Source organism: Intrasporangium sp. (genome assembly GCF_030452765.1).
Taxonomy (GTDB): domain Bacteria; phylum Actinomycetota; class Actinomycetes; order Actinomycetales; family Dermatophilaceae; genus Intrasporangium_A.
On record NZ_JAKDLO010000032.1, the window covers coordinates 1 to 24,265 of the forward strand.

Below are 24,265 nucleotides of genomic sequence, written 5' to 3' on the forward strand. Positions count from 1 at the left end.
TCGAACGGGCCCTGCGGGCAGGCCGGCCGCACATCGTCTACATCTCGATCGTCGGGGTCGACTCGATCCCGTTCGGCTTCTACCCGACCAAGCTCGCCGACGAGCGGCATCTCGCGGCCTCGGGTCTGCGCTGGTCGGTGCTGCGCGCGACGCAGTTCCACGACCTCGTGGCGGCGATGCTCCTGGGGCTCTCCGGGCCCCCGGTCCTGATGCTGCCCAAGGACGTCCGGGTCCAGCCCGTCGAGGTCTCCGAGGTCGGTGAACGGCTCGCCGCGCTCGCGCTCGGTGAGGCGACCCGGCGGATCGACGAGCTCGGCGGGCCCCAGGTGCGCAGCATGCGCAGCCTCGCCGAGGCGATTCTGCAGCAGTCCCGCCGCCGGCGCCGCATCGTCGAGGTCCCGATCCCGGGCAAGGCGGGGCGTGCCTTCGCCGAGGGGCGCAACCTGACCCCAGAACACGCAGAGGGCAAGACCACCTTCGAGCAGTACCTGCACCTCATGGGTGCCGCCGGCGAGCGTCCGTATGCCGGTGTCCTGCGCTCATACCTGTCCCCCCGACGGCTGCTGCGGGCTTTCCGGCCGCTGTAGTCGGGCCCGTGCCGGCCGGTCACACGCGTCGGGCTGCCGGCCCGTCGCACGGACGGGGCCAGCACCGGATCAGCGTTCGGGCAGGTGCTGCCGGACGAAGGCGATGGCATCGCCGAGGACCTCGTCCCGGTTCGTCTCGTTGAAGATCTCGTGCCGCGCCCCCGGGTAGCTCTTCGAGGCCGCCTGTCGCCCGCCGAACGAGCCGAACCCGACCCGTGACGGTCCGATCGGCACGAGCGGGTCCTCCTCGCCGTGCAGCCACAGGACCGGCCCGTCGAACGCGCCCGCCTGCGTGACCGTCTGCATCGTATGGACGATCGCCTCGATCGTGGGCCGCTTGAACGCGCCGTGCCAGACGAGCGGATCGGCGACGTATGCCTCGCCGACTGCCGGATCACGGCTCAAGATCGAGGGGTCGATGGGTGCGTCCGGGATCTCGTCCGCCGCGAGCAGGCCCTCGGCCGCGGCCCAGCTGCCGAGGACCGGCCCGGACAGGACGACCGCAGTGAGCCCTTCGCCGAACCGCTGTGCGTACCGGGCGGCGATGAGCCCGCCCATGGAGTGGCCGATCAGGATGACCGGCAGCGTCGGGTACTCCACCCGGGCACGACCCTCGAGCAGGTGGACGTCCTCGCAGACCGGCTCGAAGTCCTCGATGAGCACCGGGTCGCCCTCGCTGCGCCCATGGCCGACGTGGTCGACGGCGTAGACGACCGCCCCGTCGTCGACGAACCGTTGCGCCACGTGCTCGTAGCGGCCGGAGTGCTCGCCATAGCCGTGCACGAGCAGCACGATGTACGCCGCTCCCTCACCCTCCCAGCGTCGTCCGGCGATGGTCCCGGCATGGCCGGCGTACTCGAGATCCGTCTCGTCCATGCGCACACCCTTCCCGGTTGTCCCCGACCGAGCAAGCACACGGGCCAGCGTGCCGGGTCGGGGTCTGGCGCGCCGGGCTCGGTAGAGAGCAGACTGGGGCGTCCGGTCGAGACACCAGGAGGGGCTGTGGTTCGTCGTCGCAGGTTCGTTGTCAGCGCATTGGCCGCCGTGGCGGTCGTGTTCAGCGCTTTGCTCGTGGGTGCGCCCAGCGCGGCCGCCTCACCGAGCGCACCCGCGTCCCTGGCTTGGGCAAGGCCGCCGGTCGCCAGCTATGTCGCGCTCGGCGACTCCTACACCGCGGCACCACTCGTGCCCAGGCTGATCCCCGCGGATGGCTGTACCCGCTCGACGAACAACTACCCGCACCTCGTTGCGCGGACTCTCGGCATCACCGACTTCGTCGACGCGAGCTGCAGCGGCGCGCAGACCAAGGACATGTTCACCTCGCAGTTGCCGGGTGTCGCGCCGCAGCTCGACGCGCTCCGCCCCGACACCCAGCTGGTGACACTGAGCATCGGCGGCAACGACTTCAGCGTCTTCGGCACTCTCGTCGGCTACTGCACGACCCTGCGAGCCGGCGACCCGACCGGTGACCCGTGCCGGCAAGCGATGCAGGTGGGCGGGCAGGACCGGCTCCTGGCCGCCGTCGCCGTGACACAACAGCGCATCGTCGGGGTCGTCGCCGCGATCAGGAGCCGGGCACCGCATGCCCGCATCCTCCTCGTCGGCTACCCGCAGATCGTCCCGACCCACGGCACCTGCCCGGCGTTGCTGCCGCTCGCAGACGGTGACTACCCGTACGGCTACGAGGTGAACCTCGCTCTCACCGAGGCCTTGCAGAACGCGGCCGCCCAGACCGGGGTCGGCTACGTCGACGTGTGGCGGGCGAGCCGGGGCCACAGCATCTGCGCGTCGTTCCCGTGGGTCAACGGACAGCACACCAAGCCGCTCCGGGCGGCTGCCTACCACCCGTTCCTCGTCGAACAGGCTGCCGTGGCGGTGCTGGTCGATGCGGCGGTGTACCTGCACGGATGGCGGGCCGCCTGAGCTCCGGTCGACGTGACGCCGGGTTCCTCTGGCGGCTGATCCTCGGGTACGTGATCTCCGGGCGCGCCCACCATCCCTACCTGATCGTGATGCTCCAGTTGCCGTCGGCCTCGATCGAGATGACCCGCGGGCCGGCCGGCCACCGGACCGTGCCTTGGTAGGACCCGATCTCGTTGGCCAGCAGGTCCCAGTCGCCCGACGGGTCGTACGCATCGACGCTGAAGTAGCCGGACCCGTCGTGGGTGAGCCGGGCGGTGGACGCTGACCCGCTCCAGTTCAGGACGGTGTCACCATGGCCGGACGCGGACTTTCCCGAGATCCTCGGTGCAGCCGTCGTCGCGCGGATCGCGATGGTCCACGCTCCGTCCGCCTCGATCTGCAGGCTCCGCGAGTCCGAGTACTCGTCGAACAGGACGGTGCCCTTGTACGAGCCGATGGCGCTCGCGAGCAGGTCCGTCTGCTCCAGCTTCGAGTCGAGCCCCCATACGCTGAAGTAGCCCGACCCGTCATGCGTCAGCGTGGCGATGGCCGGGTTGGAGGCACCACCGGGCTTGGTGATGGTGATGACGTCGTCGCCGGTCCCCGAGTACCGGGTGGTCCCGCACTCCTGGGTCGAGGCGCTGTTGGACAGCACGCCCGTCCCGCCGAGGATCGCGGTCTTCATCGGGGCGAAAGAGGACCGCACGGAGTAGACGGTGGACGGCAGGCAGGTCTTCGTCGTCAGCACCAGCGGGCCGCCGTTGACCTTCGCGGCGGGTGTGCCGCTCAACGCGTCGGCGAAGGACAGCCCGGTTGCGAAGAACATCGACGAGGCGCCGCCGGGCCAGATCGTCCGGGCGATCTTCGCCGAGGTTGCGTAGCGATCGGCCCCGGCGAGGCGGGTGACGGTGGCGTCGGGTAGGGCGGACCGCACGTTGGACAGGACTGTGTCGGACAGAGCCCCGGTTCCCCCTAGGACGTAGACCCGGCTCGGCTTCAGCCTCGCCAGCTCGGTCCTCGTCACCCCGGTCAGCCGGCTCGGCTGGGTCAGCAGCAGCGGCATGTTCTGGTGCGCTGCGGCGGCACCGCCGGAGAGTGCGTCTGCGAAGCCGGCACCAGAGGAGAGGAACACCGTGGATGCCGCGGACCACCCGCGCCGGGACACCGCCGTAGCTGTCGCGTAGCGGTCGGAACCACTGAGGCGTACCACCGACCCCGCATACGACCGCAGCTTCTGGGCCGTGGCGGCACTGATCGCGCCGGTTCCGCCGAGCACGTAGATCGTCGCAGGTCGGAGCCGCGCGAGCTCCTTCTGCACAGACGCCGGCACGCTGTCCTTGCCTACCAGCAGGACCGGCCCGTCCTGACGCGCCGCCGCCGGACCCCCCGCCAGGGCGTCGGCGTAGTCGGTGCCGGTGGCCACGAAGGCCGCCTTGACGGGCGCGACGAACGTGCTGCGCGAAATGGCTGCTGACGTTGCGTACCGGTCTGCCCCCGCCAGCCGTGTCGTGCCCGTGGGCAGTGGTGTCTCGTCTGCCTGGGCGACCGTGCCGATGGTCGCGGTCATGGCAACCATCGCAGCGGCAGCCAGAAGCGGCCTGATCCTTCGTCTCACTACTGATTCCCCCTGGACGTGTGCGAGAGAGAGCCTTCGCCCACTGCCGGTCAGTATTCGCCGTTCTGTGGAGGTCGTTCCGGACTTGTCGGGAACGTGACCATTCTCACGGAGGGTGGCCGCCCGGCCCGTCGGTTTCCTTACCGGCTGGGCGCGTCCCCCGACCGCAGCGGAGAGGCAGCACTCTCGCAGCCGCGCGTGCCAGGCCGTTCACCGACCGCCCTGCCGTCGGTGGCCGGCGGCACTCCGGCGAGCGCCAGCCAGGCCGGCAGTGTCTCGACGCCCTTTGCGCGGAACCCCACATGACCGTCGGGCCGCACGGCGACCACGCTGCTCCCGGGCCAGCTCGGGAGCCGATGGGCGGCGACGAACCTGTGCGGCCGCGAGGAACCCACGCACACCTCGGAGGACAACAGCACGTGAACCCCGGGCCGAGCCGTCAACTCGTGGAGCCGCACCGTGCGGCCGTCGCCGGAGCGAACCTGCGCGTCGCGCAGCCGGTCACCAGGTCGCACACCACGGGAGCCGGTGGCTCGGTCCATCGACAGCGGGCTCGACCGGTAGCGCACCCATTCCTGCGACAGGATCCGCAGCGCCGTCGACATGAGCCAGGGCCGCTCTGTCGCGAGCGGTAGGAGGGGCGCCAGGACGGGGAGGACCCTGCCACGAAACAGGCGTGGAACCAGACGGGGCGACGCCTCAGCCGCGAACACGACATCGGTCAGGGTGAGCACCTGACGCGCCACGGGGCGTCGTTCCAGCTCGTATGACTGGAGCAGCGGTGCGGTCGGCCGGAGGCCCGCCTGGGCGGCGAACGCTAGCTTCCAGCCGAGGTTGGTCGCGTCCTGCAGGCCGCTGTTCATACCTTGCGCCCCGGCCGGGGAATGGGTGTGGGCGGCATCTCCAGCGAGGAAGACCCGGCCGCTCGCGAAGGATCGGGCGATACGGTGCTGCAAGGGGATCCGGGCTGACCAGGCGACACGAACCAGAGCTGCGCCAAGTCCCGCGCGGCCCACCAGCTCGTGCAGCTCGCGCACCGGCACCGGTTCATCGGCGTACCCGGGTGGGGGATCGTGCGGACCCCGCACGCGTGTGGCGAGGACCCGCCACGGCGCCTGCTCGCCCAGCGCGAAGGCGAAGACGAGCCCGTCCGAGCCCACGGCGACCTGCAGCCGGCCCGGCCGCACCGCCCCGGACAGCTCGACGTCGGCGAGGACGACCTCCACGGGGTAGTACCGACCGGGCCATCCGATGCCGAGCAGTCCACGCACGGTGCTGCTCGTCCCGTCGCACCCGACGACGAACCTGGCCACGACGTCCTGGATGCCGGCGGCCTGTGACCGTACTGTGGCCCGCACGAGATCGGGGCCCGGATCCGGCAACGCCACGAGCTCGGACCCCCACTCCACCGTCACCCCCCGTCGGCAGAGGTCGGCCTGAAGCACCTGCTCGACGTCGGCCTGACGCACCATCGTCAGATGGGGAAAGGACGTCCGGATCAGCTCGGGACGCTCCAGCCGAACCGGGACGACTCGCCGCCCCACGTGGATATCGGCCTGCGGCGACGTGTCCGCCCGAGCGAGGATGCCATCGACGACGCCCAAGGGGCGCAGCACCTCGAGGGTCCGCGGGTGGACGATCATCGCCCGCGACGGCCGATCCGGGTGGTTCCTCCGCTCGAGGACGCGGACCGTCCCTCCGTGGGCCGCAACGTCCACGGCCAGTGCGAGCCCGACCGGCCCGGCGCCGACGACGAGGACGTCGACCGGTGTGGTGTTCATTCGACCCCGACGACCTCCCACCACTCTCCCTCGCTGCCCGCCGCAGGTCCGAGCGGGCCGCCGACCCGGGCGAAGACCTCCTCGCGTCGTATGCCGGGCAGCACCTGGAAGTGGATCGAGTCAGGCACGCTCACGAGCTGGAGCACCCGCCACAGCGCCCGGGCGTAGGCGTCGGCCCGTGCGGCTCCGTCCCACTCGTAGAGCCCGCGGTAGGTCCCGTTGTCGTCGTGGGCGACCCACAGTTTCGTCGCGAAGCCCGGGAAGCCGACGAACAGGGGAGTGTTGAGCAGGCTTTCCCGCTCGAAGAGCGCGTGCCCGGCCCCGCGCACCCCTCTCAGCCGGAAGCACACGTCGAGCACGCAGGTGTCGACCGGCCGTGCGTCGACGGCCGTCTCCCGGTAGACGCGGCCGGTGCTCCCGTCCCCGAAGGCGACTCGTCGGCCCACCCACTCACGCGGCAGGTGCACCTCGCCTCGCGCGAGCATGACCGAGCTCCTGACGATGCAGTGGCCCACGGCCTGTGTTGCCGTGCCCCACGGCAGCGGATGTTGGCTCATGCCGCCCTCCTGACCTCCAGCTGCCATGGTCGGGCGGGACGAGGCCGGGGGAGAGGGTCGAAGGTCCCGTCTTCCGAGCTGTCCAGCAGAGGACGCGGTCACACGATCTCGCGATGCTGCAGGATCCGGAAGGCGGCGATGCCCGGCAGGACGGGCAGCCAGAAGGTCAGTATCCGAGCGGTCAGTGAGGCTGCGACAGCGTCCGTCGGTGCGATGCCGATGGCGGTCAGCCCGGCGACGAGGGCACCCTCGACGGCACCCAGACCGCCCGGCGTCGGCAGCAGCTGGCCCAGCGTCGAGGCGACCACGAAGACCGCGATGACCGCCTCGAGGGAGTAGTGCGAACCGAGGGCGGTCAGTGTCGTCGCCAGGCCGAGCGCCGAGAACAGCAGGAAGAGCACCTCACCGCCGACGAGCTGGATGCCCCTGATCGGGCTGCGCAAGGTCGGCACCACGGTGTCGATCAGACGGCCCAGCATGGCTCGCAGCGGCCACCAGACCCGGGTGCGGCCCCACGGCGATGCGAGGAACCCGACGAGGACAGCGAGCAACGCGCCGCCTACCACCCACCACCACCATGCGGGGTGGACCTCACCGACCGGCACGGCATCTCCGATGACGAGGATGCCGGCGATCGTCGCCAGGGTGGTGATGACGATGGTCGCGGCGCGGTTGAGCAGGAGCACGCCGACGGAGTCGGTGCGCGCCATACCGAGCTTGTCGAAGAAGGAGAGGTGGATCGTGTAGTAGCCGACCGCCGCGACCGTCGTGCGACCGGTGAACCCGGCCGCGATCTGCACTGCCAAGGTCTTGACCACCGGCAGCGACTGGCGCGCGGAGCCGAGGATGGTCACCCCCGACGCGAGGATGGCGAGCATCCCGAGCACGATCGTCGCGCCGAGCCAGTCCCACTCGGACGCGGCGATGACCGAACGGACCCGGCTGAGGCTCGACACCTCCGGCAGGAGCAGGTAGACCGCCACGCCGCCCGCGGCGAGGATCCCGACCGTCGCCGGACGCACCGGCGAGCGGAACGGCGGGATCTCACAGTCGGTCCGGTCGGCGATCTCCCGGCGGAGCCGGACCAGGTCCGACCGCTGGCGCAGCTGCGTGCGGAAGCGCCGTTGCACGACGATCGGCTGCAGCTGCGGGATGGACTCGCGCAAGGTCTCCGCCGGCAGGGTCCGAAGCGCGCTGCCGACCGCCCGCTCGACCCCGACCACCGAGGTCAAGGTGACGAGCAGCTCGGCCACGTCCCGGATGCTCTGCTGCCGGGAGGCGGTGATCCGGCCGAAGGTGAAGTCGGTGATCCGGATCTGTTCCGCCTCGTCGACGAGGATGTTGCATGCGCGCAGGTCATGATGGACCATCCCCGCCGAGCCGAGCGAGTGCACCGCCTGCCACATCGCGTCGAGCTGGGCGTCGGTGACCGAGCTCGGCTCCAGGTCGGACAGGAGGCGTCCGTCGACCTGGCGTCGGACCAGGAACGGCGGCCCGTGCTCGATCTCACCGGCGAGCAGGACCGGCAGGGTGCCGACCCCGGCCCGCTCGGCGAGCAGGGTGATGTACGCCTCGTGCGCCACCTCGTGGCGCGGCGTCGACAGGGCCGGCACCGGGTCGAGCTCCAGCGAGGCGAGCACCCGGCGAGCCCGGTAGCTCATGCCTGCGAAGCGGTGCAGGCGGCTGACGACCTTGACCTGGATGCGCTCCCCGTCCTGCGTCGCCACCTCGTAGACCTGGGGCCGGAACAGCTGGCCGGGCAGCCGCCTCATCTCGGTCGGCACGATTCCCACCTCGCGCAGGGCCGCCTGCACGGCGGGCTCGGCGGCGCGGCGACCCGGCGCTCCGAGAGCGAGGTGCAGGAGTGTCCCGACGCCCCAGCCGAGCACCACGCCGGCGAAGACCCCGAGCGGCAGGGAGGTGCCCAGGAAGAGCTCGGCGACTGCGACGCCGACGACGAGGACCCAGCTGAGCCGCCGCTCGAGCCGGGTGACGTAGGGCCCCGCCGCGGTGGCCACCGCGGCGATGATGGCTGCGTGCAGTGAGGGGAAGAGGAAGCCGCCGGGCCCGGGCCCGGGGGTCGGCGCGACGACGAGCCCGTCCGGGACGATCCGTGCGCCCAGGAGCTGATGGACGATGAGCACGAGAGCCCAGGCCGCGACACCCGACCACGCCACCGCGATGGCCATCCGGAGCCGCCCCAGGTAGAGGGCGAAGCCGGCCCCGAGGACGATGCCGGGCCAGTACCCGAACCACGGCAGAATCCTCCAGAGCGGGCCGGACCACGACGGCAGCCGCTGGAACTCGTGGAAGATCGCGGCCTCGACCTCGTTGACCCCGGGTGCCTGGGCGACCACGACGCACGCGAGGAAGACGCCGGCAGAGATCGCCAACCTGAGCACGTCGAGCGGGTGGCGTCCCACCGAGTGACGCAGCCTCGCATAGCGGCCGGGTCGCGGCGAGCCATTCTCGGCTCGGCGACCTCTGGGGGTGTCCGGTTGGTCATCCACCGGCGACCTCCAGTAGGGGCATCCCACCGACGATCACCCTTGTGATGCTCCCACATCGCCCGCAGAGTGTCAGGGTGGGCGATGCCCGAGGCGTGGACAGCGACCGGCTCACCTTCGGGAGGAGTGGCGCACAATGGGTATCTTGTCGGCAGCACGGAGGACGCTCAGAGGGTCCTCCGGCAACTCTTGAGCAGGGAGCGTTGTGGGCCACGTCGCCGCAGACCACGGTGTCACCATGCCGGCGGCGACCCAGGGTGGCATCCGACCGGGCCTCACGCCCTTGGACGGCACCCAGTCGTGCGCGCCTCATCCTGCGCAGACCTGCGCATCGCCGGGGCGCACGCTCTTCGAGACGACCGATCCGGAGCAGGTCGGTCACTGCTTTCAGCGTGCCTTCGGCTCCGTGCTGAGCATTCGGGTCGAAGCCCCGAGCGTGCTCCTGCGCATCGAGCGCATCGACGCGGGTGGCTGCCGGCTCGACGAGGTCGCCCTCGACGGGGTGAGTGTGACCGCCGAGGGCCACGACGTGCTGAGGGTGTGCCAGCCCACCGGGGGGACCATCGACTGGCGCCAACGGCGCGTGTCGGACCGGTTCGGCGACGGCGACGTCGCGATCCTCGCCGACCCCCAGGTGGGGCACTGGTGCCGGTGGCACGACGCGAGTGCCACGGTGGTCACGGTCAGCGGTGAGCAGATCCGGCGGGCCGCCGCCGGCGATCCGGACGCGCGCACCGGGCGGGTCGGCTTCACCGGGCACCGGCCGTTCTCGGCCGCCGCCGCCCGGCAGTGGGTCCACACGGTTGCCTATGTCACCGAGAGCCTCACCTGCGAGGGTGGCGCGGCTGCCCCGCTCGTCGCCGGCAGTGCCGCCCGCCTTCTCGCTGCGACGGCGCTCGCCACATTCCCCAACACCTCGGTCCTCGACGAGCGACCGGTCGACCGGACGGATGCGACCCCGGAGACGGTGCGTCGTGCGCTCGCCTTCATCGAGTCGAGCGCCGACCATCCGATCGGCGTGGACGACATCGCGCAGGCCGCCTGTGTCACGGTACGCGCCGTACAGCTCGCCTTCCGCCGGCACCTGGACACGACGCCGATGGCGCACCTGCGCCGGATCCGCCTGGACCGGGCGCACGAGGACCTGCACCGGGCACGACCCGACGACGGCACGACGGTGACGCAGGTCGCTGCCCGATGGGGGTTCCCCAGCCCCAGCAGGTTCTCGATGCTGTACCGCGCCGAGTACGCCCAGCTGCCGAGCGAGACGCTGCGCGACGCTGGGTCCTGAGCGCCGCGTGCTCCACTACCGTCGCCTCTCAGGCGATCCGCCGCTCCCTCCCGGCCAGGTCCATGTGCGTGCGCAGCCGTCTCAGCACGGCCGCGACCAGCCGGGAGACCTGCATCTGGCTCACGCCGAGTCTCTCGCCGATCTCCTTCTGGGTCATCCCCTCGACGAAGCGCATCCGGACGAGCTCCCGCTGGGCGCCCCCCAGCTTCGCCAGCGCGTCCTGAAGGACCAGCCGGTCGACCACCGCATCGAGCTCACGGTCCTGCGTGGGCAGCCGGTCCCCGAGCGCCCCGTCGCCGTCGACATACGTCTGGTCGAGCGAGACGAGGTGGAAGTTCTGCTCCGCGACGAGACACTCGACCAGCTGTCGCATCGGGACGTCGAGCTCGCGGGCGAGCACCTCGAGTCCCGGCGGTCTGCCGTGTTCGTGCTCCCAGCGCTCTCGGGCCGCCCGGACCCGGGGGCCGAGCTCCTGGACGCGGCGGGGCGGACGGACCGTCCAGCCGTGGTCGCGGAAGTACCGTTTGATCTCGCCGGATATCGTCGGGGCGGCGAAGCGGATGAAGGACGATCCCGCTGACTGCCGGTAGCGTCGGATCGACACCACGAGACCGACCCGGGCGACCTGGACGAGGTCGTCGTACGGGACACCACGTCCGGCATAGCGAGCGGCCCTGCGGTCACACAGGTCGAGGTGCAGCGCGACGAGCTCCTCCTCGATGCGGCTGCGTTCGGTCGCGTCGTGCGCCCGGTTCAACCGGTCGAACAGCTCCTCTCTGTCCAGGTGTCGTGCGGTCCCCGAGCATGCGGGTCCGCGGTGGGGGGAGGGGCCATGACTCAACTCCACGAGTCCTGTCGAGGATCCATGCGGCTCGGGTCTGAACCGTGAGGCGAGGTTGTGTATCCACCATCAGGGGTGACGGCAGGCATCCGCCGTACCAGAAGCGAACACTTCGGTGCCGAGCTGCACGTGGAACGAAGCGCACGCATCGCCCGACAATCAGATCGTATGCCGCTCAGCCACCCGTCGTCACAACGGGCCGCGGCTGCGTCGCTGAGCGGCATACGGCTCAGCGACGGTAGTCGTCCTCCTCGGCATCGAGTGGGGCGCCCGTCAGCTGGTCGAGCCGGTCGGCCTCGGAGCCGTCCGCCTCGTTGACCGTGTCGACCGCGACGTCCGGGACGCCCGGGTCGTCTTGGTCATCGGGGGCCTCGTCGTCGGTGAAGGTGGGCTCCGGGATGTCGGCTAACGTCTCATCGGACATTGCTCCTCCTTCTCCATTCACCAGGGTGGTGGTGGCCCTCCATTGTCCCGCAGATGGCGGCCCATCCGCGTGCCACGAAGCACGGGGGTGGGCCGCCGGGTGCGTGGGTCAGCGCGCGGAGCGCCAGACCGACTCGGCCTCGCTCGGCCCGGGTGACCAGGTGGCGATCCACGGCCCGGTGCCTTCGCTGGGGTCGATCATCCCGTCCTCCAGCCACGCGTAGTCTCCGGCCAGGACACCCTTGGACAGGCGTGTGTCGACGTCGTCGGTGTTGGACCACAACGCATCGAACAACGCGTCCACCCGCAGCCGCGACTGGTCGCAGAACGCGTCCGCCAGCTGGAAGGCGGCCTGCCCGCGGGCAGGATCGTCCTGGCGCAGCATCTCGGCACGAGCGCACGATGCGGCGATCGCGAACAGCTCGGCCCCGATGTCGACGATCCGGCCGAGGAACACCTGCCGGTACTCCAGCTTGGCCTGCCACCGGGACATCGCGTAGAACGTCTGGCGGGCCAGCTTGCGGCTGGACCGCTCGACGAACCGCAGGTGGTGCGCCAGAGCCCCGAACTCGGCATAGGAGGTCGGCACGTCGCCGCGACCGGCCACGAGCCGCGGCAGCCACTTCGCGTAGAACCCACTGGCACCGGCTGCGGCGCGTGCCTTGTCCTCCAGCGTCGCGTCCTTCTCGGCCAGGGCGCCGGCCGCCTTGAGGTGGGCGTCGACGGCCTCTCGGGCGATGAGCAGGTGCATGATCTCGGTGGAGCCCTCGAAGATCCGGTTGATCCGCATGTCGCGCAGGAGCTGCTCGACCGGCACCGCCCGCTCTCCCCGGGCGGCGAGCGAGGCGGCCGTCTCGTACCCGCGTCCGCCACGGATCTGGACCAGCTCGTCGGCGATCTGCCACGCCATCTCGGAGGACCACAGCTTGGCCAGCGCCGCCTCGATCCGGATGTCCTTGCTACCCGCGTCGGCGAGCTGGGTCGACAGCTCGGTCATGGCCTCCAGCGCGAACGTGGTCGCCGCGATGAACGCGATCTTCTGGGCGACCGCGGCGTGCTCGCCGACCGGCCGGCCCCACTGCACCCTGGTGGCCGACCACTCGCGGGCGATCTTGAGCGACCACTTGCCGGCGGCCGCGCACATCGCGGGGATCGACAGCCGGCCGGCGTTGAGGGTGGTCAGCGCGATCTTGAGCCCTTCGCCCTCGCGGCCCAGCCGGTTCTCGACGGGCACCCGGACCTGGTTGAAGCGGGTGAGCCCGTTCTCGAGGCCCTTCAGGCCCATGAACGAGTTGCGTCGCTCGACGGTGATCCCCTCGCTCGAGCTCTCGACGACGAAGGCCGTGATGCCCCCGCGCCCACCCTCGTGTGCGGGCACTCGCGCCATGACGACGAGCAGCTCGGCGACCACGCCGTTGGTGGTCCACAGCTTCAGCCCGTCGAGCAGGTAGGCGGACCCGTCGGGTGTGGGGGTGGCGGTGGTCGCCACCCGGGCCGGGTCGGAGCCGACGTCGGGCTCGGTCAGCAGGAAGGCCGAGATCGCTCCTGCGGCACAGCGCGGCAGGAACGCCTGCTTCTGCTCGTCGGTGCCGACGAGCTTGACCGGTTCGGGGACGCCGATCGACTGGTGGGCAGACAGGAGCGCCCCGAGGCTCGCGTGGACCGAGCCGACCAGCATGAGGGCCTTGCCGTACGAGGACATGGTCAGACCCAGGCCGCCGTACTCGCGGGGGATCTTCATGCCGAACGCACCGACCTCCGCGAGCGCAGCGACGTAGTCGTCCGGAATGCGGTCCTCGCGCTCGATGACCGCTGCATCCATGCCCTTCAGGACGATCCGCAGCCGCTCGAGGAACTCCTCACCGTGGGCCTCGTCCTCGGCGCTCGCACGTGGATGCGGGTGGATCAGGTCCAGGTCGAAGTCGCCCAGGTAGAGACCCTTGGCGAAGCTCGGCCGCTCCCACTGGGTCTCTCGAGCCGCCTCGGCGACCTCTCGCGCCTCACGCTCGGTGGCTTCGACGTGATGTCCGTTTCTGGTATCGGTCCGGCTCTCCTCGGTCGTACTGGTCATGACTGGCCTCCTGGGGTCTGCCGGCCTCGGTGCCGGACACGACCTACGTTACCGGTGAGTACCCAGTTCTACGATAGCTATGACCCCCCGCGACCCGAAGGAGCGATCCAGTGAGCACGGAGCAGGCTCGGGACGAGCTCGTACACCACATGGTCGAGCGTGGCGTCGCGACGCTCACCCTCGACTCACCGCACAACCGCAACGCCCTGTCGGACCGGCTCGTCCGGCAGCTTCTGGAGGCCCTGGTGCGGGCCGACGAGGACGAGCACGTGCGGGCCATCGTGCTGACCCACACCGGCAACACGTTCTGTGCCGGCGTCGACCTCACCGAGGCCGCGCAGAACAGTGGCTCGGAGGCGGCCACCGCGCGCAGCGAACAGCTCGTCGAGCTGCTGCGGATGATCCTGACGCTTGGCACTCCCGTCGTCGCGAGCATCGACGGGCACGTCCGGGCCGGTGGCATGGGCATCATCGGCGCCTGCGACGTCGTCGTGTCGGGACCGAGGTCCACCTTCGCACTCACCGAGGCGCGGATCGGGGTGGCTCCCTCGATCATCAGCCTCGTCGTGCTGTCCCGGCTCGGTGATCGTGCCGCGTCGCGCCTGTGCCTGACCGGCGAGGCGTTCGGTGCGTCGGAAGCCGCCCGGATCGGCTTCGTCACCGAGGCGGCCCAGGATCGTGACGCCGCCCTCGGCCGGCTGCTCACCGACTTCCGGGCGGTGTCGCCGCAGGGCCTGCGCGAGACGAAGCTGCTCGTCAACCATGGGATCCTCGCCACCTTCGACGCCGGCAGAGACCGCGTCATCGAGCAGTCGACCCGGCTGTTCATGAGCGAGGAGGCTGCCGAGGGGATGCGTGCGTTCCTCGAGAAGCGTCCGCCCCGCTGGGCCCGGTAGCAGCGCGACTCGCGGGGCGCCACACCCGGCACGACGCGAGAGGCACGACGCGATCGTCGAGCGGCTCTTCGGCCCGCTCGGCTGGGACGTCACCGCCTGCCACGTCCCGCTCGATCCGGAGGTCCCGCGGTGGGGAGACGCCCCCTACGTCGACGCCGAGCTGTGCGGCACGATGCGGCTCGCCGATGCGCTGACCCACCTCTACGTCCTGCTGCCCGTCCTCGACGGTGCGAAGCACTACTGGGTCAGCGCCGACGAGGCCGACAAGCTCGTCCGCACCGGCGGCTCGTGGCTCGCTGGCCACCCCGAGCGCGACCTGATCACGATCCGGTACCTCGCCCACCAGCGACACCTCGTCTCCGACGCCACGGAACGCCTTGCCGCTCTGGACGACTCGCCGGTCCCGGAGCCGGTGGCCGGCGCGGCGCCCCGTCCCCTGGCCGGGCTCCGCCGCGAGGCCGTGCTCGCCGCCTTGCGCAGCGTCGAAGCCCACCGCGTCGTCGACCTGGGCTGTGGTGAGGGGATGCTGCTGCGGGACCTGCTCGCCGACCCGTCGTTCACCGAGGTCCTCGGGGTCGACGTCTCCGCGCGCGAGCTGTTCCGCGCCGAGAAGCGTCTCGATCTGGACCGGCTCTCCGACACCCAGCGCGCCCGGCTCACCCTCATCCAGTCGTCGGTCACCTACCGAGACACCCGTCTCGTGAGCTGGGACGCGATCGTCCTCATGGAGGTCGTCGAGCATCTCGACCCCGACCGGCTCCTCCCTGGAACGCAGCGTCTTCCGCGACGCCCGCCCCGCCGCCGTCGTCGTGACGACGCCCAACTCCGACTACAACCCGCTCTATCCCGGACTGCCCGCCGGCGCTCTGCGTCACCCCGACCACCGTTTCGAGTGGTCGCGAGAGCAGTTCGCCGGGTGGGCCGAGCGGGTCTCTTCGCTGCCACGCACTTCGGCCGATACGAGGTCCTCTCGAGCGATGTGTGCCGGGGCCTGGTCTCCAACGACGAGAACGACCAGTCCGCCACGGCCGACGCCTTCGACGCGGTGCACCCGGCGCATCGACGGGTCGTGTTCGTCGGCGACCTCGAGGGCCGCAAGGTCACCCCGATCCCAGAGCCGGAGTGGGTCAACAACACCCTCTGCCTCGACACCGGATGTGTCTTCGGCGGCCACCTGACCGCGCTGCGCTACCCGGAGAAGGAGATCGTCCAAGTCCCTGCCGAACGCGTCTGGTACGAACCGGCCAAACCGTTCCCCGCGGCCGGGCACACCGAGCGCTCGGGTGCAGGCGACCCGACGGCGAAACCACGCGCCGCCGCGGTTGCGTCATCGGCTCCCCACACCCGATCTGCCGAGGACCTCGACATCACCGACGTGCTCGGCCGCCGGGTCGTCGAGACCGCCCACCACGGCCGCATCTCGGTTCGCAGCGAGCGGGCGGCCGGCGCTCTCGAGGTCATGAGCCGGTGGGCCATGAATCCTCGCTGGCTCGGCTACCTGCCGCCGACGATGTCGCCGGTCGCGACCTCGACCCGCGACGGCGTGCTCGAGCACCCCGACGAGGCATTCGCCGGCTACGCGTCGGCAGGGGTCGACCGAGTGGTCTGCGAGGAGAAGCACATGGGCTCGCGGGCCGTCGTGCTCGTATGTCGTGACGCTGAGCTCGCGCGCCGCCGCTTCGGTGCGGACGCAGGCGAGACCGGCGCGATCCACACCCGCACGGGGCGAGCCTTCTTCGGGCGCGACCTCACCGAGGTGCTGCTCGCCCGGGTCCGGTCGGCGCTCGACGTCGCTGGGCTCTGGGACGAGCTCGGCACCGACTGGCTGCTCGTGGACGCGGAGCTGTTGCCCTGGTCGCTCAAGGCCGAGTCCCTCATCCGCGACCAGTACGCACCCGTCGGTGCCGCTGCTCGCCTCGCCCTGACCGCGGCACTGGAGCTGCTTGCGGGAGCGGCAGATCGGGGACTGGACGTGGCCGATCTGCTGAGCCGTACGCGCGAGCGGGCCGACGACGTGGGACGCTACTGCGCGGCATACCGGCGATATGTCGGGGACGTCGACGGCACGGTATGGGCAGAGCGCGACCATGCGTGGCACCTCGAGCGGATCGACCGGCTCGTCGAGGCCGACCCGGTGACGTTCCGGGCCACGGAGCGGCTCGTCGTCGACCTCGCGGACGACGCGGCGCGCACCGCTGGTGTGCAGTGGTGGGACGAGTTGACTGGGGCGGCGAGGGGATGGTCGTCAAGCCGCTCGCCGGGCTGCTGCGCACGCGCAAGGGGCTCGTCCAGCCGGGTGTGAAGGTCCGCGCGGGCGGGACTACCTGCGCCTGGTCTACGGGCCCGACTACACCGCCCCTGCCAACCTGGCCCGGCTGCGCGAGCGCAACCTCGGGACGAAGCGGTCGCTCGCACTGCGCGAGTATGCCCTCGGGCTCGAGTCGCTCGGCCGGCTTGCACGCGGCGAACCGCTCTGGCGGGTGCACGAGGCGGTCTTCGCGGTGCTTGCTCTCGAGTCCGAGCCGGTCGACCCCCGCCTTTGATCTGACTGAGCCGCGCCGCCGGCACCGCACTCGTGCAGCAGCGCTGCTGCACGGGAGCGGCGCCGTCAGCGGCCGGTCCAGCTGGGCTTGCGGCCCTCGTTGAAGGCGGCATGGAACTCGGCGTGGTCGGCCGAGGTCATCAGCAACGCCTGGGTCATCGCGTCGAGCTCCATCGCCGACCCGATCGGCATGTCGAGCTCGCGGGTGATCAGGGACTTGGTCTGTGCGTAGGCCAGGGTCGGGCCGGTCGCAAGCCTGGCGGCGAGCGCAGCGACCTCCTCGTCGAGGGTCTCGTTGGTCACGAGCTTGCTGACCAGGCCGTAGCGGTCGGCGGTCGTCGCGTCGATCGTGTCGCCGAGCATGAGCAGCTCCGTGGCCCGGCCGTAGCCGACCGCGCGGGGGAGCAGGTAGGCGGCCCCCATGTCGCCGCCGGACAGGCCGACCTTGGTGAACAGGAACGCGAACCGGCCGGTCTCGGTGACGATCCGGAAGTCCGAGGCCAGCGCGAGCACCGACCCGGCGCCGGCCGCGATCCCCTGGATCGCGGCGATGATCGGCACCGGACACTCACGCATCGCCCGGATCGCCTCACCGGTCATCCGGGTGAAGCCGATGAGGTCCTTGGCGTCCATCTTGATCAGCTCGCCGATGATCTCGTTGACATCACCGCCGGCGCAGAACGCCTTGCCCTGCCCGCGCAGGACGAGGACCCGGATGTCGTCGTGGTGCGGGATCTCGTGGAGCAGGTCCCGCAGGTCGGCGTAGCTCTCGAAGGTGAGCGGGTTGAGCTTCTCGGGCCGGTTCAGGGTGACCGTGGCGACCCCATCGGCCACCGCGAAGTCGAAGTTGTCCCACTGCTCGGTCAGTGCCGCCGAAGAACGGTACCTGCTCGTCACGAACGCCTCCTGGAGATCTGTCGTGGTCACGGTGTGGTAACTGGCTCGGCCCCGCGGCCCCGGCGGGCGCCGTGCTGCGCGATGAGGTGCCGCGCGATGATCGTCCGCTGCACCTCCGAGGCGCCCTCGTAGATCCGCGGCGCCCGGACATCCCGGTAGAGGTGCTCGAGCGGATGCCCGCGCTGCAGTGCGCGGGCGCCGTGCAGCTGCACCGACTGGTCGACGACCCACTGGGCGGTCTCGGTGGCGAAGAGCTTGGCCATCGCGGCCATCGCCGAGACCTCCCGTGGTGGCAGGCCGGCATCGTAGGCGCGGGCAGCCCGGTGCACGAGCAGCCGGCCGGCGTCGATGCGGGTGGCCATCTCGGCCAGGACGTGCTGCACCGCCTGCTGGTCGCCGAGCAGCCCTCCGTAGATCGCTCGTGAGGTGACCCACTCCACGGCAGCCTCGAGCGCGAACTGGGCCATCCCCACCGCGAACGCCCCGACGCTGGGCCGGAACAGGTCAAGCGTGCGCATCGCCACGACGAACCCCTGCCCGACCTCACCGAGCACGTCCGTCGGGCCGACCCGCACGCCGTCGAAGTCCAGGCGTCCGATCGCATGCGGTGACAGCATCTCGAGCGGCTGGCCAGTGAGGCCAGCGGCGCCGCCGTCGACAACGAACGCGGTCACCCCCTTGGATCCGGCACCCGGGCCGGTGCGGGCAAAGACGCTGTACACGTCGGCGTCGGGCGCGTTGGAGATCCACGTCTTGATCCCGTGCAGGGTCCAGCCGGCTCCGTCGGGCCGCGCCTCGAGGGCCAGGGCTGCCGCGTCGGACCCGGCGTCCGGCTCGGACAGCGCGAATGCGGCGACGAGCTCGCCGGAGATGACACCGGGGAGCCATCGAGCCACCTGCTCGGGGGTGCCCGACTGCAGGATGGGGTAGCTGCCCAGTCCCTGCAACGCGAGCGCGGTCTCGGCCCCGGTGTCGACCCGGGCCAGCGACTCGCGGAGCAGGCACAGCTGCAGGGCGGCCGCGCCGGACGGCACGCCTGCTCGACTGTTGCCGGCGCCGCCGCCGAAGAGCTTGCGCAGCAGGCCGGCCCGCCCGAGCGCAGCGACCAGGTCCCGGTCCACGCGACCCTCTTGAGGCGCCCGTCCTGCACCGCGTGCTGCCGTACGATCCGCCGCCAGGCCCACCGCCACACGGTCGAGCTCGTCGACGAAGGCACGCTCGGACTCCGACAGGGCGGCGGTCTCGCGGACTGGTCGTGTCACCGGACCACCTCCGGCTCCAGCGCCGGCCGCCACCGGTCGTGCCGGGTGGTGGGCTCGCCCTGGCGTACGAGGTCGAGCCGCGGCTTGGGCCCGTCGGTGCGGCCGGCCTGCGGCCGACGCTTACCCGCCTGCCACGGCAGTGGCCACGCGACGCCCGGGCCGGCATACTCCTGCTCCGCGGCGGCGTGCAGGGTCCAGTTCGGGTCGTACAGGTGGGCCCGACCGAGCGCGCAGAGGTCAGCCCGGCCGGCGAGGATGAGCGAGTTGACGTCGTCCCAGGACGAGATGATGCCCACCGCGATGGTCGAGATGCCGGTGCGGTTGCGGATCGCGTCGGCGAACGGCGTCTGGTAGGAGCGGCCGAACGCGGGGCGCTCGTCGGGCGTGACCTGACCCGAGGACACGTCGACCGCTGCCGCCCCGGCGTCGGCGAAGGCCTGGGCGATCAGGACCGCGTCCTCCGTGTCGATGCCACCTGTCACCCAGTCGGTGGCCGAGATCCGGACCGTCATCGGTTTGTCGGCCGGCCAGACCTCCCGTACGGCGGCGAACACCTCGAGCGGGTAGCGCAGCCGGGCGGCCAGGTCACCGCCGTACTCGTCGGTGCGGTGGTTGGTCACGGGCGAGATGAAGCTCGACAGCAGGTACCCGTGGGCGCAGTGCAGCTCGAGCAGGTCGAAGCCGGCCGCGTCGGCGTGCCGCGCCGAGGTCACGAACTCGTCCCTGATCGCCGCCGACTGCTCGACCGTGAGCTCGGCCGGCACCTGGTTGAAGCCCTCCCGGTAGGGCAGCGGCGAGGGCCCGACGACCGGCCAGTTGCCCCCGGGCAGCGGCTCGTCGATGCCCTCCCACATCAGCTTGGTCGAGCCCTTCCGGCCGGAGTGGCCGAGCTGGACGCCGATCTTCGCCTGCGACTGCGTGTGCACGAACTCGGTGATCCGGTGCCAGGCCTGCTCCTGCTGCTCGTTCCACAGACCCGTGCAGCCCGGGGTGATCCTGCCCGTGGGCGAGACGCAGACCATCTCGGTCATGACCAGTCCGGCCCCGCCCATCGCCTTGCCCCCGAGGTGGGCCAGGTGGAAGTCGGCCGGGATGCCGTCGTCGGCGACATACATGTCCATGGCCGAGACGACGACCCGGTTGACCAGGTCGAGCCCGCCCAGCCGGTACGGCGTGAACATCGGGGGCGTGCCCGGCTCGACGGGCACGCCGAGCTCCCGCCCGACCTTGGTGGTGAACCACCCCTCGATGCCCGCGACGAACTCCGGGTCGCGGACCTTGAGGTTGTCGTGGGTCACCCGGCGGCTGCGGGTCATGATGTTGAAGGCGAACTGGTCGGGGTCCTGGTGGGTGTACTGCCCGAGGTTCTCGAACCACTCGAGGCTGGCCTGCGCGGCCCGCTGTGTCGACTCGACGACCGGCTTGCGCTCGGCCTCGTAGGCGACCAGCGCCGTGTCGAGGTCACGGTTCTCGTGCAGGCAGGCGGCCAGGGCGAGCGAGTCCTCCATGGCCAGCTTGGTGCCGGACCCGATCGAGAAGTGGGCGGTGTGCGCCGCGTCGCCGAGGATCACGACGTTGCCGTGTCGCCACGTCTCGTTGCGGATCGTCGTGAAGCGGATCCAGCGGGAGTTGTTGGCCTGTACCTCGTGCCCCTCGAGCACGTCGGCGAACAGCTCGGTGACCTGTGCGATGGAGGCCTCGTCGGACTCACCCGGGGACCAGCGGCGCTGCTCGGACGCGGCGAAGCCGGCTGCACGCCATACGTCGTCGTGCATCTCGACGATGAACGTGCTGCCGTGTGCGTCGAACGGGTAGGCGTGGATCTGCATGACGCCGTACGGCGTCTCGCGCACGTGGAAGGTGAACGCGTCGAAGACCTTGTCGGTGGCGAGCCACATGTAGCGGCAGGCCCGCTCGTCCATCGTGGGGCGGAACGTGTCCGCGTACCGGCGGCGCACCGCGGAGTTGAGCCCGTCGGCGGCCAGCACGAGGTCGTGCGTGGCGGACAGCAGCTCGACGTCGGGCGCCTCGGTACGGAAGTGCAGGGTGACGCCCAGCTCGCGGCACCGGGCCTGCAGGATCTGCAAGAGCCGCTTGCGGCTCATCGCCGCGAAGCGGTTGCCCCCCGAGGTGTGGACGTTCCCGCGGAAGTGCACGTCGATGTCGTCCCACCGGGCGAACTCGCGTTCCATCTGTCCGTACACCACGGGGTCGGCCAGCTCGATGCCGCCGAGGGTCTCGTCGGAGAAGACGACCCCGAAGCCGAAGGTGTCGTCCGGGGCATTGCGTTCCCACACGGTGATCTCGCGGCTCGGGTCGAGCTGCTTGGCCAGCGCGGCGAAGTAGAGGCCGCCGGGCCCGCCGCCGATGATCGCCATGCGCATGTGCATGCCTCCAGAGGGTTGTGACGTGAAGGGGTCAGCCGGCAGGCGCTACCGCGCGCTGGTGGTCTCGCGCAACCGGTAGCGCTGCACCTTGCCCGTCGAGGTGCGGGGCAGCGCGTCGACGAACTCGATCAGGCGCGGATACTTGTATGGCGCTATCTGGGCCTTGACGTGATCCTGCAGCTCCCGGCGCAACCCGTCCGTGTCGTGCGCCGCCGCCGCGGCGCCTGCCTCGGAGAGCACCACGTGCGCGGCGATGAGGGCGCCTCGTGCCTCGTCCGGCACGCCGAAGACGGCCACCTCGAACACGGCAGGGTGGGCCGCGAGGGCCTCCTCGACCTCGGGGGCGGCGATGCTGTAGCCCGAGCTGACGATCATGTCGTCACTGCGTGCCTGGTACCAGAAGTAGCCGTCCTCGTCGCGCAGGAAGGTGTCACCGGTGATGTTCCAGCCGTTCTGGACGTAGTCACGCTGCCGTTCGTCGGCGAGGTAGCGGCAGCCGGTGGGGCCCTTGACGGCCAGTCGCCCGGGGGCGCCGTCCGGCACGGGGTCGCCGAACACGTCGAGGACCCTCGCCCGGTAGCCGGGCACCGGCCGGCCGGTGGCCCCGGGACGGATGTCGTCGTCGGCCGCCGAGATGAAGATGTGCAGCATCTCGGTCGAGCCGATGCCGTCGATGATCGACAGCCCGGTCGCGTCCTTGAAGGCGTGCCACGTGTCGGCCGGCAGGTGCTCGCCGGCGGACACGGCCCGGCGTAGGCCCTTCAGCTGGGGGGCCTTGCCGGCGGCGAGCATCGCACGGTAGCCGGTCGGGGCGGTGAAGCAGATGGTCACCTGGTGCTCGGCGATCAGGTCGGCCAGCCCCGCTGGCGTGGTCCGCTCGACGAGCAGGGTGGAGGCGCCGACCCGCATCGGGAAGACGACGAGCCCGCCCAGGCCGAAGGTGAACGCGAGCGGTGGTGTGCCGGTGAACACGTCGTCGGCGGTGGGACGCAGCACCTCGGCGGAGAAGGTGTCGGCGTTGGCGAGGATGTCTCGGTGGAAGTGCATCGTCGCCTTCGGGCGACCGGTCGTGCCCGAGGTGAAGGCCAGCGTGCACACGTCGTCGGCGGCGGTGTCGACCGGGTCGAACAAGGTGGGCCGGCCTGCCACCCGGGCCGCGAGGTCCGCGTCGCCGTCGCCGGCGTACTCGACGATCCGCAGGCCCGGGACGCTCGCCTTGCGCAGGTCCGCGACGAAGCGGTGGTCGCACAGGGCCAGGTCGAAACGGCCGATCTCGCCCATGGCGCGCAGCTCCTTGGGACGCAGCAGCGGCATGCTCGGGATGACGACGGCACCGGCGCGCAGCACCGCGAACCAACAGGCCACGAGCCACGGGTTGTTCGGTCCGCGGAGCATGATCCGGTTGCCCGGCACGATGCCGAGGTCGCTGACCAGGTAGTTGGCGATCCGGTTGGCGATCCCGCGCAGCTGCTCGTAGGTCCACCGCTGACCGTCGGGGGTCAGCAGGCAGGTCCGGTCGCCACCGCGGCTGTCGATGACCTTGTCGAGCAGCTCGACCGCGCAGTTGAGCCGCTCGGGGTACTGCACCCCCGGGATCTCGAAGAGCAGCTCCGGCCACAGCTCCGGTGCAGGGAGGTTGTCGCGACAGAACGTGTCGAGGTGGGCTGAGGGGGACAACTGCATGGGCGACCTCTCCCAGGACAGATGGACCGGACCTCCTCAGTATGCTCTAATCGTGACGGCAGTCAAGTAGACGCCATAGAGGTGGTCGAAGGAGGAGCTCGGTGGGGCCCGACCTGGACGATGCGGACGGCGTGGGGGACGGCGTGCTCGCCACGCCGGTGCGACCCCGGGCTCAGATCGTCACGATCTACGGCCTCTTCGCGCGCGGCGTCGGCGGGTGGATCTCGGTCGGCTCGCTGATCCAGATGATGGCCCGCCTCGGCGTCGACGAGCCCGCGGTGCGCTCGGCGGTCTCGCGCCTCAAGCGGCGTGGGCTGCTCGACCCGGAGCGTCGCGCGGGCCGGGCGGGCTATGCGTTGTCCGCCGTGGCGCGGGAGGTGCTCGCCGAGGGCGACCGGCGGATCTTCGCGCGCACCCGGGCCAGCCTGGAGGAGGGCTGGGTCCTCGCCGTGTTCAGCGTCCCCGAGACGGAGCGCCACAAGCGGCACACCTTGCGCTCGCGCCTGCGCTGGCTCGGCTACGGCACGGTCGGCGGTGGCGTCTGGGTCGCGCCCGGTCACCTCGCCGACGAGACGCGCACCGTGCTGGGCCGCCTCGGGCTAGCCGACTACGTCGACCTGTTCCGGGCCGACTACCTCGGGTACAAGGACCTGCGTGCCGAGGCCGCGACGTGGTGGGACCTGGACGGCCTGGATGCGCTCTACCGGGAGTTCGACGACACCTTCGGCCCGGCTCTGGCCCGGTGGAAGCACGCCGAGGGCGACGGCGTGAGTGGCGGCGGAAGCCCGGACGACGGCGCTGCCTTCGCCGACCACGTCGCTGCCGTGACGGCCTGGCGCCGCCTGCCCTTCCTCGACCCCGGGCTTGCGCCCGAGCTGCTGCCGGGGGACTGGATGGGCACCCAGGCGGCCGATACGTTCCACGAGCTGCACCACCGGCTGCAGCAGCCGTCGCAGCGCTTCGCCGCATCCCTCGTGACCTCGACCCGCCTGCCCTCATCCGCCTGACCAAGGAGAACGACCG

17 protein-coding genes and 2 pseudogenes are annotated in these 24,265 nt (G+C 71.1%); 7 read left to right on the forward strand and 12 right to left on the reverse strand.

Annotation, left to right across the window (positions count from 1 at the left end):
• The coding region (locus tag L0H79_RS06055) for an SDR family oxidoreductase (RefSeq protein ID WP_367652435.1) at positions 1–587 on the forward strand (587 nt) is incomplete at its 5' end.
• A gap of 69 nt (positions 588–656) precedes the next feature.
• Here L0H79_RS06055 and L0H79_RS06060 read toward each other — a convergent pair.
• Complete coding sequence (locus L0H79_RS06060) at positions 657–1,463, reverse strand: alpha/beta hydrolase (protein ID WP_301483683.1); 807 nt, start codon at positions 1,461–1,463, stop codon at positions 657–659.
• A 126-nt stretch (positions 1,464–1,589) separates the two neighbouring features.
• Here L0H79_RS06060 and L0H79_RS06065 point away from each other — a divergent pair, with 126 nt between their 5' ends.
• On the forward strand, positions 1,590–2,510 hold the full coding sequence (locus L0H79_RS06065) for an SGNH/GDSL hydrolase family protein (protein WP_301483684.1): 921 nt from the start codon (positions 1,590–1,592) through the stop codon (positions 2,508–2,510).
• Positions 2,511–2,586: 76 nt separating this feature from the next.
• Here the strand turns inward: L0H79_RS06065 and L0H79_RS06070 are convergent, their stop codons facing one another.
• The 4 genes from L0H79_RS06070 to L0H79_RS06085 all read right to left on the reverse strand — a co-directional run bounded on the left by L0H79_RS06070 (position 2,587) and on the right by L0H79_RS06085 (position 8,865).
• Positions 2,587–4,056, reverse strand: coding sequence for a cell wall-binding repeat-containing protein (locus L0H79_RS06070; RefSeq protein ID WP_301483685.1), 1,470 nt, complete (start codon positions 4,054–4,056; stop codon positions 2,587–2,589).
• 188 nt (positions 4,057–4,244) lie between these two features.
• Positions 4,245–5,885 (reverse strand): FAD-dependent monooxygenase, encoded by a 1,641-nt coding sequence (locus L0H79_RS06075; protein WP_301483686.1) that lies wholly within the window; start codon positions 5,883–5,885, stop codon positions 4,245–4,247.
• Entirely contained in the window at positions 5,882–6,442 is a 561-nt protein-coding gene (locus L0H79_RS06080) for a hypothetical protein (protein WP_301483687.1), read from the reverse strand. The genes L0H79_RS06075 and L0H79_RS06080 overlap by 4 nt, the downstream gene beginning before the upstream one ends.
• Before the next feature lie 98 nt (positions 6,443–6,540).
• Positions 6,541–8,865, reverse strand: coding sequence for a lysylphosphatidylglycerol synthase domain-containing protein (locus tag L0H79_RS06085; RefSeq protein ID WP_301483688.1), 2,325 nt, complete (start codon positions 8,863–8,865; stop codon positions 6,541–6,543).
• A gap of 322 nt (positions 8,866–9,187) precedes the next feature.
• Between L0H79_RS06085 and L0H79_RS06090 the strand changes: the two genes are divergently transcribed.
• Positions 9,188–10,240 carry a helix-turn-helix domain-containing protein gene (locus tag L0H79_RS06090; protein WP_301483689.1) on the forward strand — a complete coding sequence of 351 codons (1,053 nt, stop codon included), beginning with the start codon at positions 9,188–9,190 and terminating at the stop codon, positions 10,238–10,240.
• A gap of 28 nt (positions 10,241–10,268) precedes the next feature.
• On the opposite strand, the gene L0H79_RS06095 is transcribed toward L0H79_RS06090, so the two are convergent.
• From L0H79_RS06095 to L0H79_RS06105, 3 genes are all read right to left on the reverse strand, one after another.
• Positions 10,269–10,997, reverse strand: coding sequence for a sigma-70 family RNA polymerase sigma factor (locus tag L0H79_RS06095; protein WP_301483690.1), 729 nt, complete (start codon positions 10,995–10,997; stop codon positions 10,269–10,271).
• Between the two features lie 313 nt (positions 10,998–11,310).
• Complete coding sequence (locus tag L0H79_RS06100) at positions 11,311–11,505, reverse strand: hypothetical protein (RefSeq protein WP_301483691.1); 195 nt, start codon at positions 11,503–11,505, stop codon at positions 11,311–11,313.
• A gap of 108 nt (positions 11,506–11,613) precedes the next feature.
• Complete coding sequence (locus L0H79_RS06105) at positions 11,614–13,575, reverse strand: acyl-CoA dehydrogenase family protein (protein ID WP_301483692.1); 1,962 nt, start codon at positions 13,573–13,575, stop codon at positions 11,614–11,616.
• A 110-nt stretch (positions 13,576–13,685) separates the two neighbouring features.
• Here L0H79_RS06105 and L0H79_RS06110 point away from each other — a divergent pair, with 110 nt between their 5' ends.
• The 3 genes and pseudogenes from L0H79_RS06110 to L0H79_RS06120 all read left to right on the forward strand — a co-directional run.
• Positions 13,686–14,471 (forward strand): enoyl-CoA hydratase family protein, encoded by a 786-nt coding sequence (locus L0H79_RS06110; RefSeq protein ID WP_301483693.1) that lies wholly within the window; start codon positions 13,686–13,688, stop codon positions 14,469–14,471.
• Positions 14,431–15,177 (forward strand): annotated as a pseudogene (locus L0H79_RS06115) (3' terminal RNA ribose 2'-O-methyltransferase Hen1); the annotation flags it as partial. The gene L0H79_RS06110 and the pseudogene L0H79_RS06115, both read left to right, overlap by 41 nt.
• Before the next feature lie 396 nt (positions 15,178–15,573).
• A pseudogene (locus L0H79_RS06120) lies at positions 15,574–17,014 on the forward strand (polynucleotide kinase-phosphatase); the annotation flags it as partial.
• Positions 17,015–17,079: 65 nt separating this feature from the next.
• Here the strand turns inward: L0H79_RS06120 and L0H79_RS06125 are convergent.
• From L0H79_RS06125 to L0H79_RS06140, 4 genes are read right to left on the reverse strand one after another with little or no spacing between them, the layout of a single operon-like run.
• Positions 17,080–17,910 (reverse strand): enoyl-CoA hydratase family protein, encoded by an 831-nt coding sequence (locus L0H79_RS06125; RefSeq protein ID WP_301483694.1) that lies wholly within the window; start codon positions 17,908–17,910, stop codon positions 17,080–17,082.
• Positions 17,911–17,936: 26 nt separating this feature from the next.
• Positions 17,937–19,172, reverse strand: coding sequence for an acyl-CoA dehydrogenase family protein (locus L0H79_RS06130; RefSeq protein ID WP_301483695.1), 1,236 nt, complete (start codon positions 19,170–19,172; stop codon positions 17,937–17,939).
• On the reverse strand, positions 19,169–21,556 hold the full coding sequence (locus tag L0H79_RS06135) for a bifunctional salicylyl-CoA 5-hydroxylase/oxidoreductase (RefSeq protein WP_301483705.1): 2,388 nt from the start codon (positions 21,554–21,556) through the stop codon (positions 19,169–19,171). The genes L0H79_RS06130 and L0H79_RS06135 overlap by 4 nt, the downstream gene beginning before the upstream one ends.
• Before the next feature lie 48 nt (positions 21,557–21,604).
• Positions 21,605–23,242, reverse strand: a complete 1,638-nt coding sequence (locus L0H79_RS06140) for an AMP-binding protein (RefSeq protein WP_301483696.1) — start codon at positions 23,240–23,242, stop codon at positions 21,605–21,607.
• A 101-nt stretch (positions 23,243–23,343) separates the two neighbouring features.
• On the opposite strand from L0H79_RS06140, the gene L0H79_RS06145 reads away from it, so the two are divergent.
• On the forward strand, positions 23,344–24,249 hold the full coding sequence (locus L0H79_RS06145) for a PaaX family transcriptional regulator C-terminal domain-containing protein (protein ID WP_301483697.1): 906 nt from the start codon (positions 23,344–23,346) through the stop codon (positions 24,247–24,249).
• Positions 24,250–24,265 lie beyond the last annotated feature (16 nt).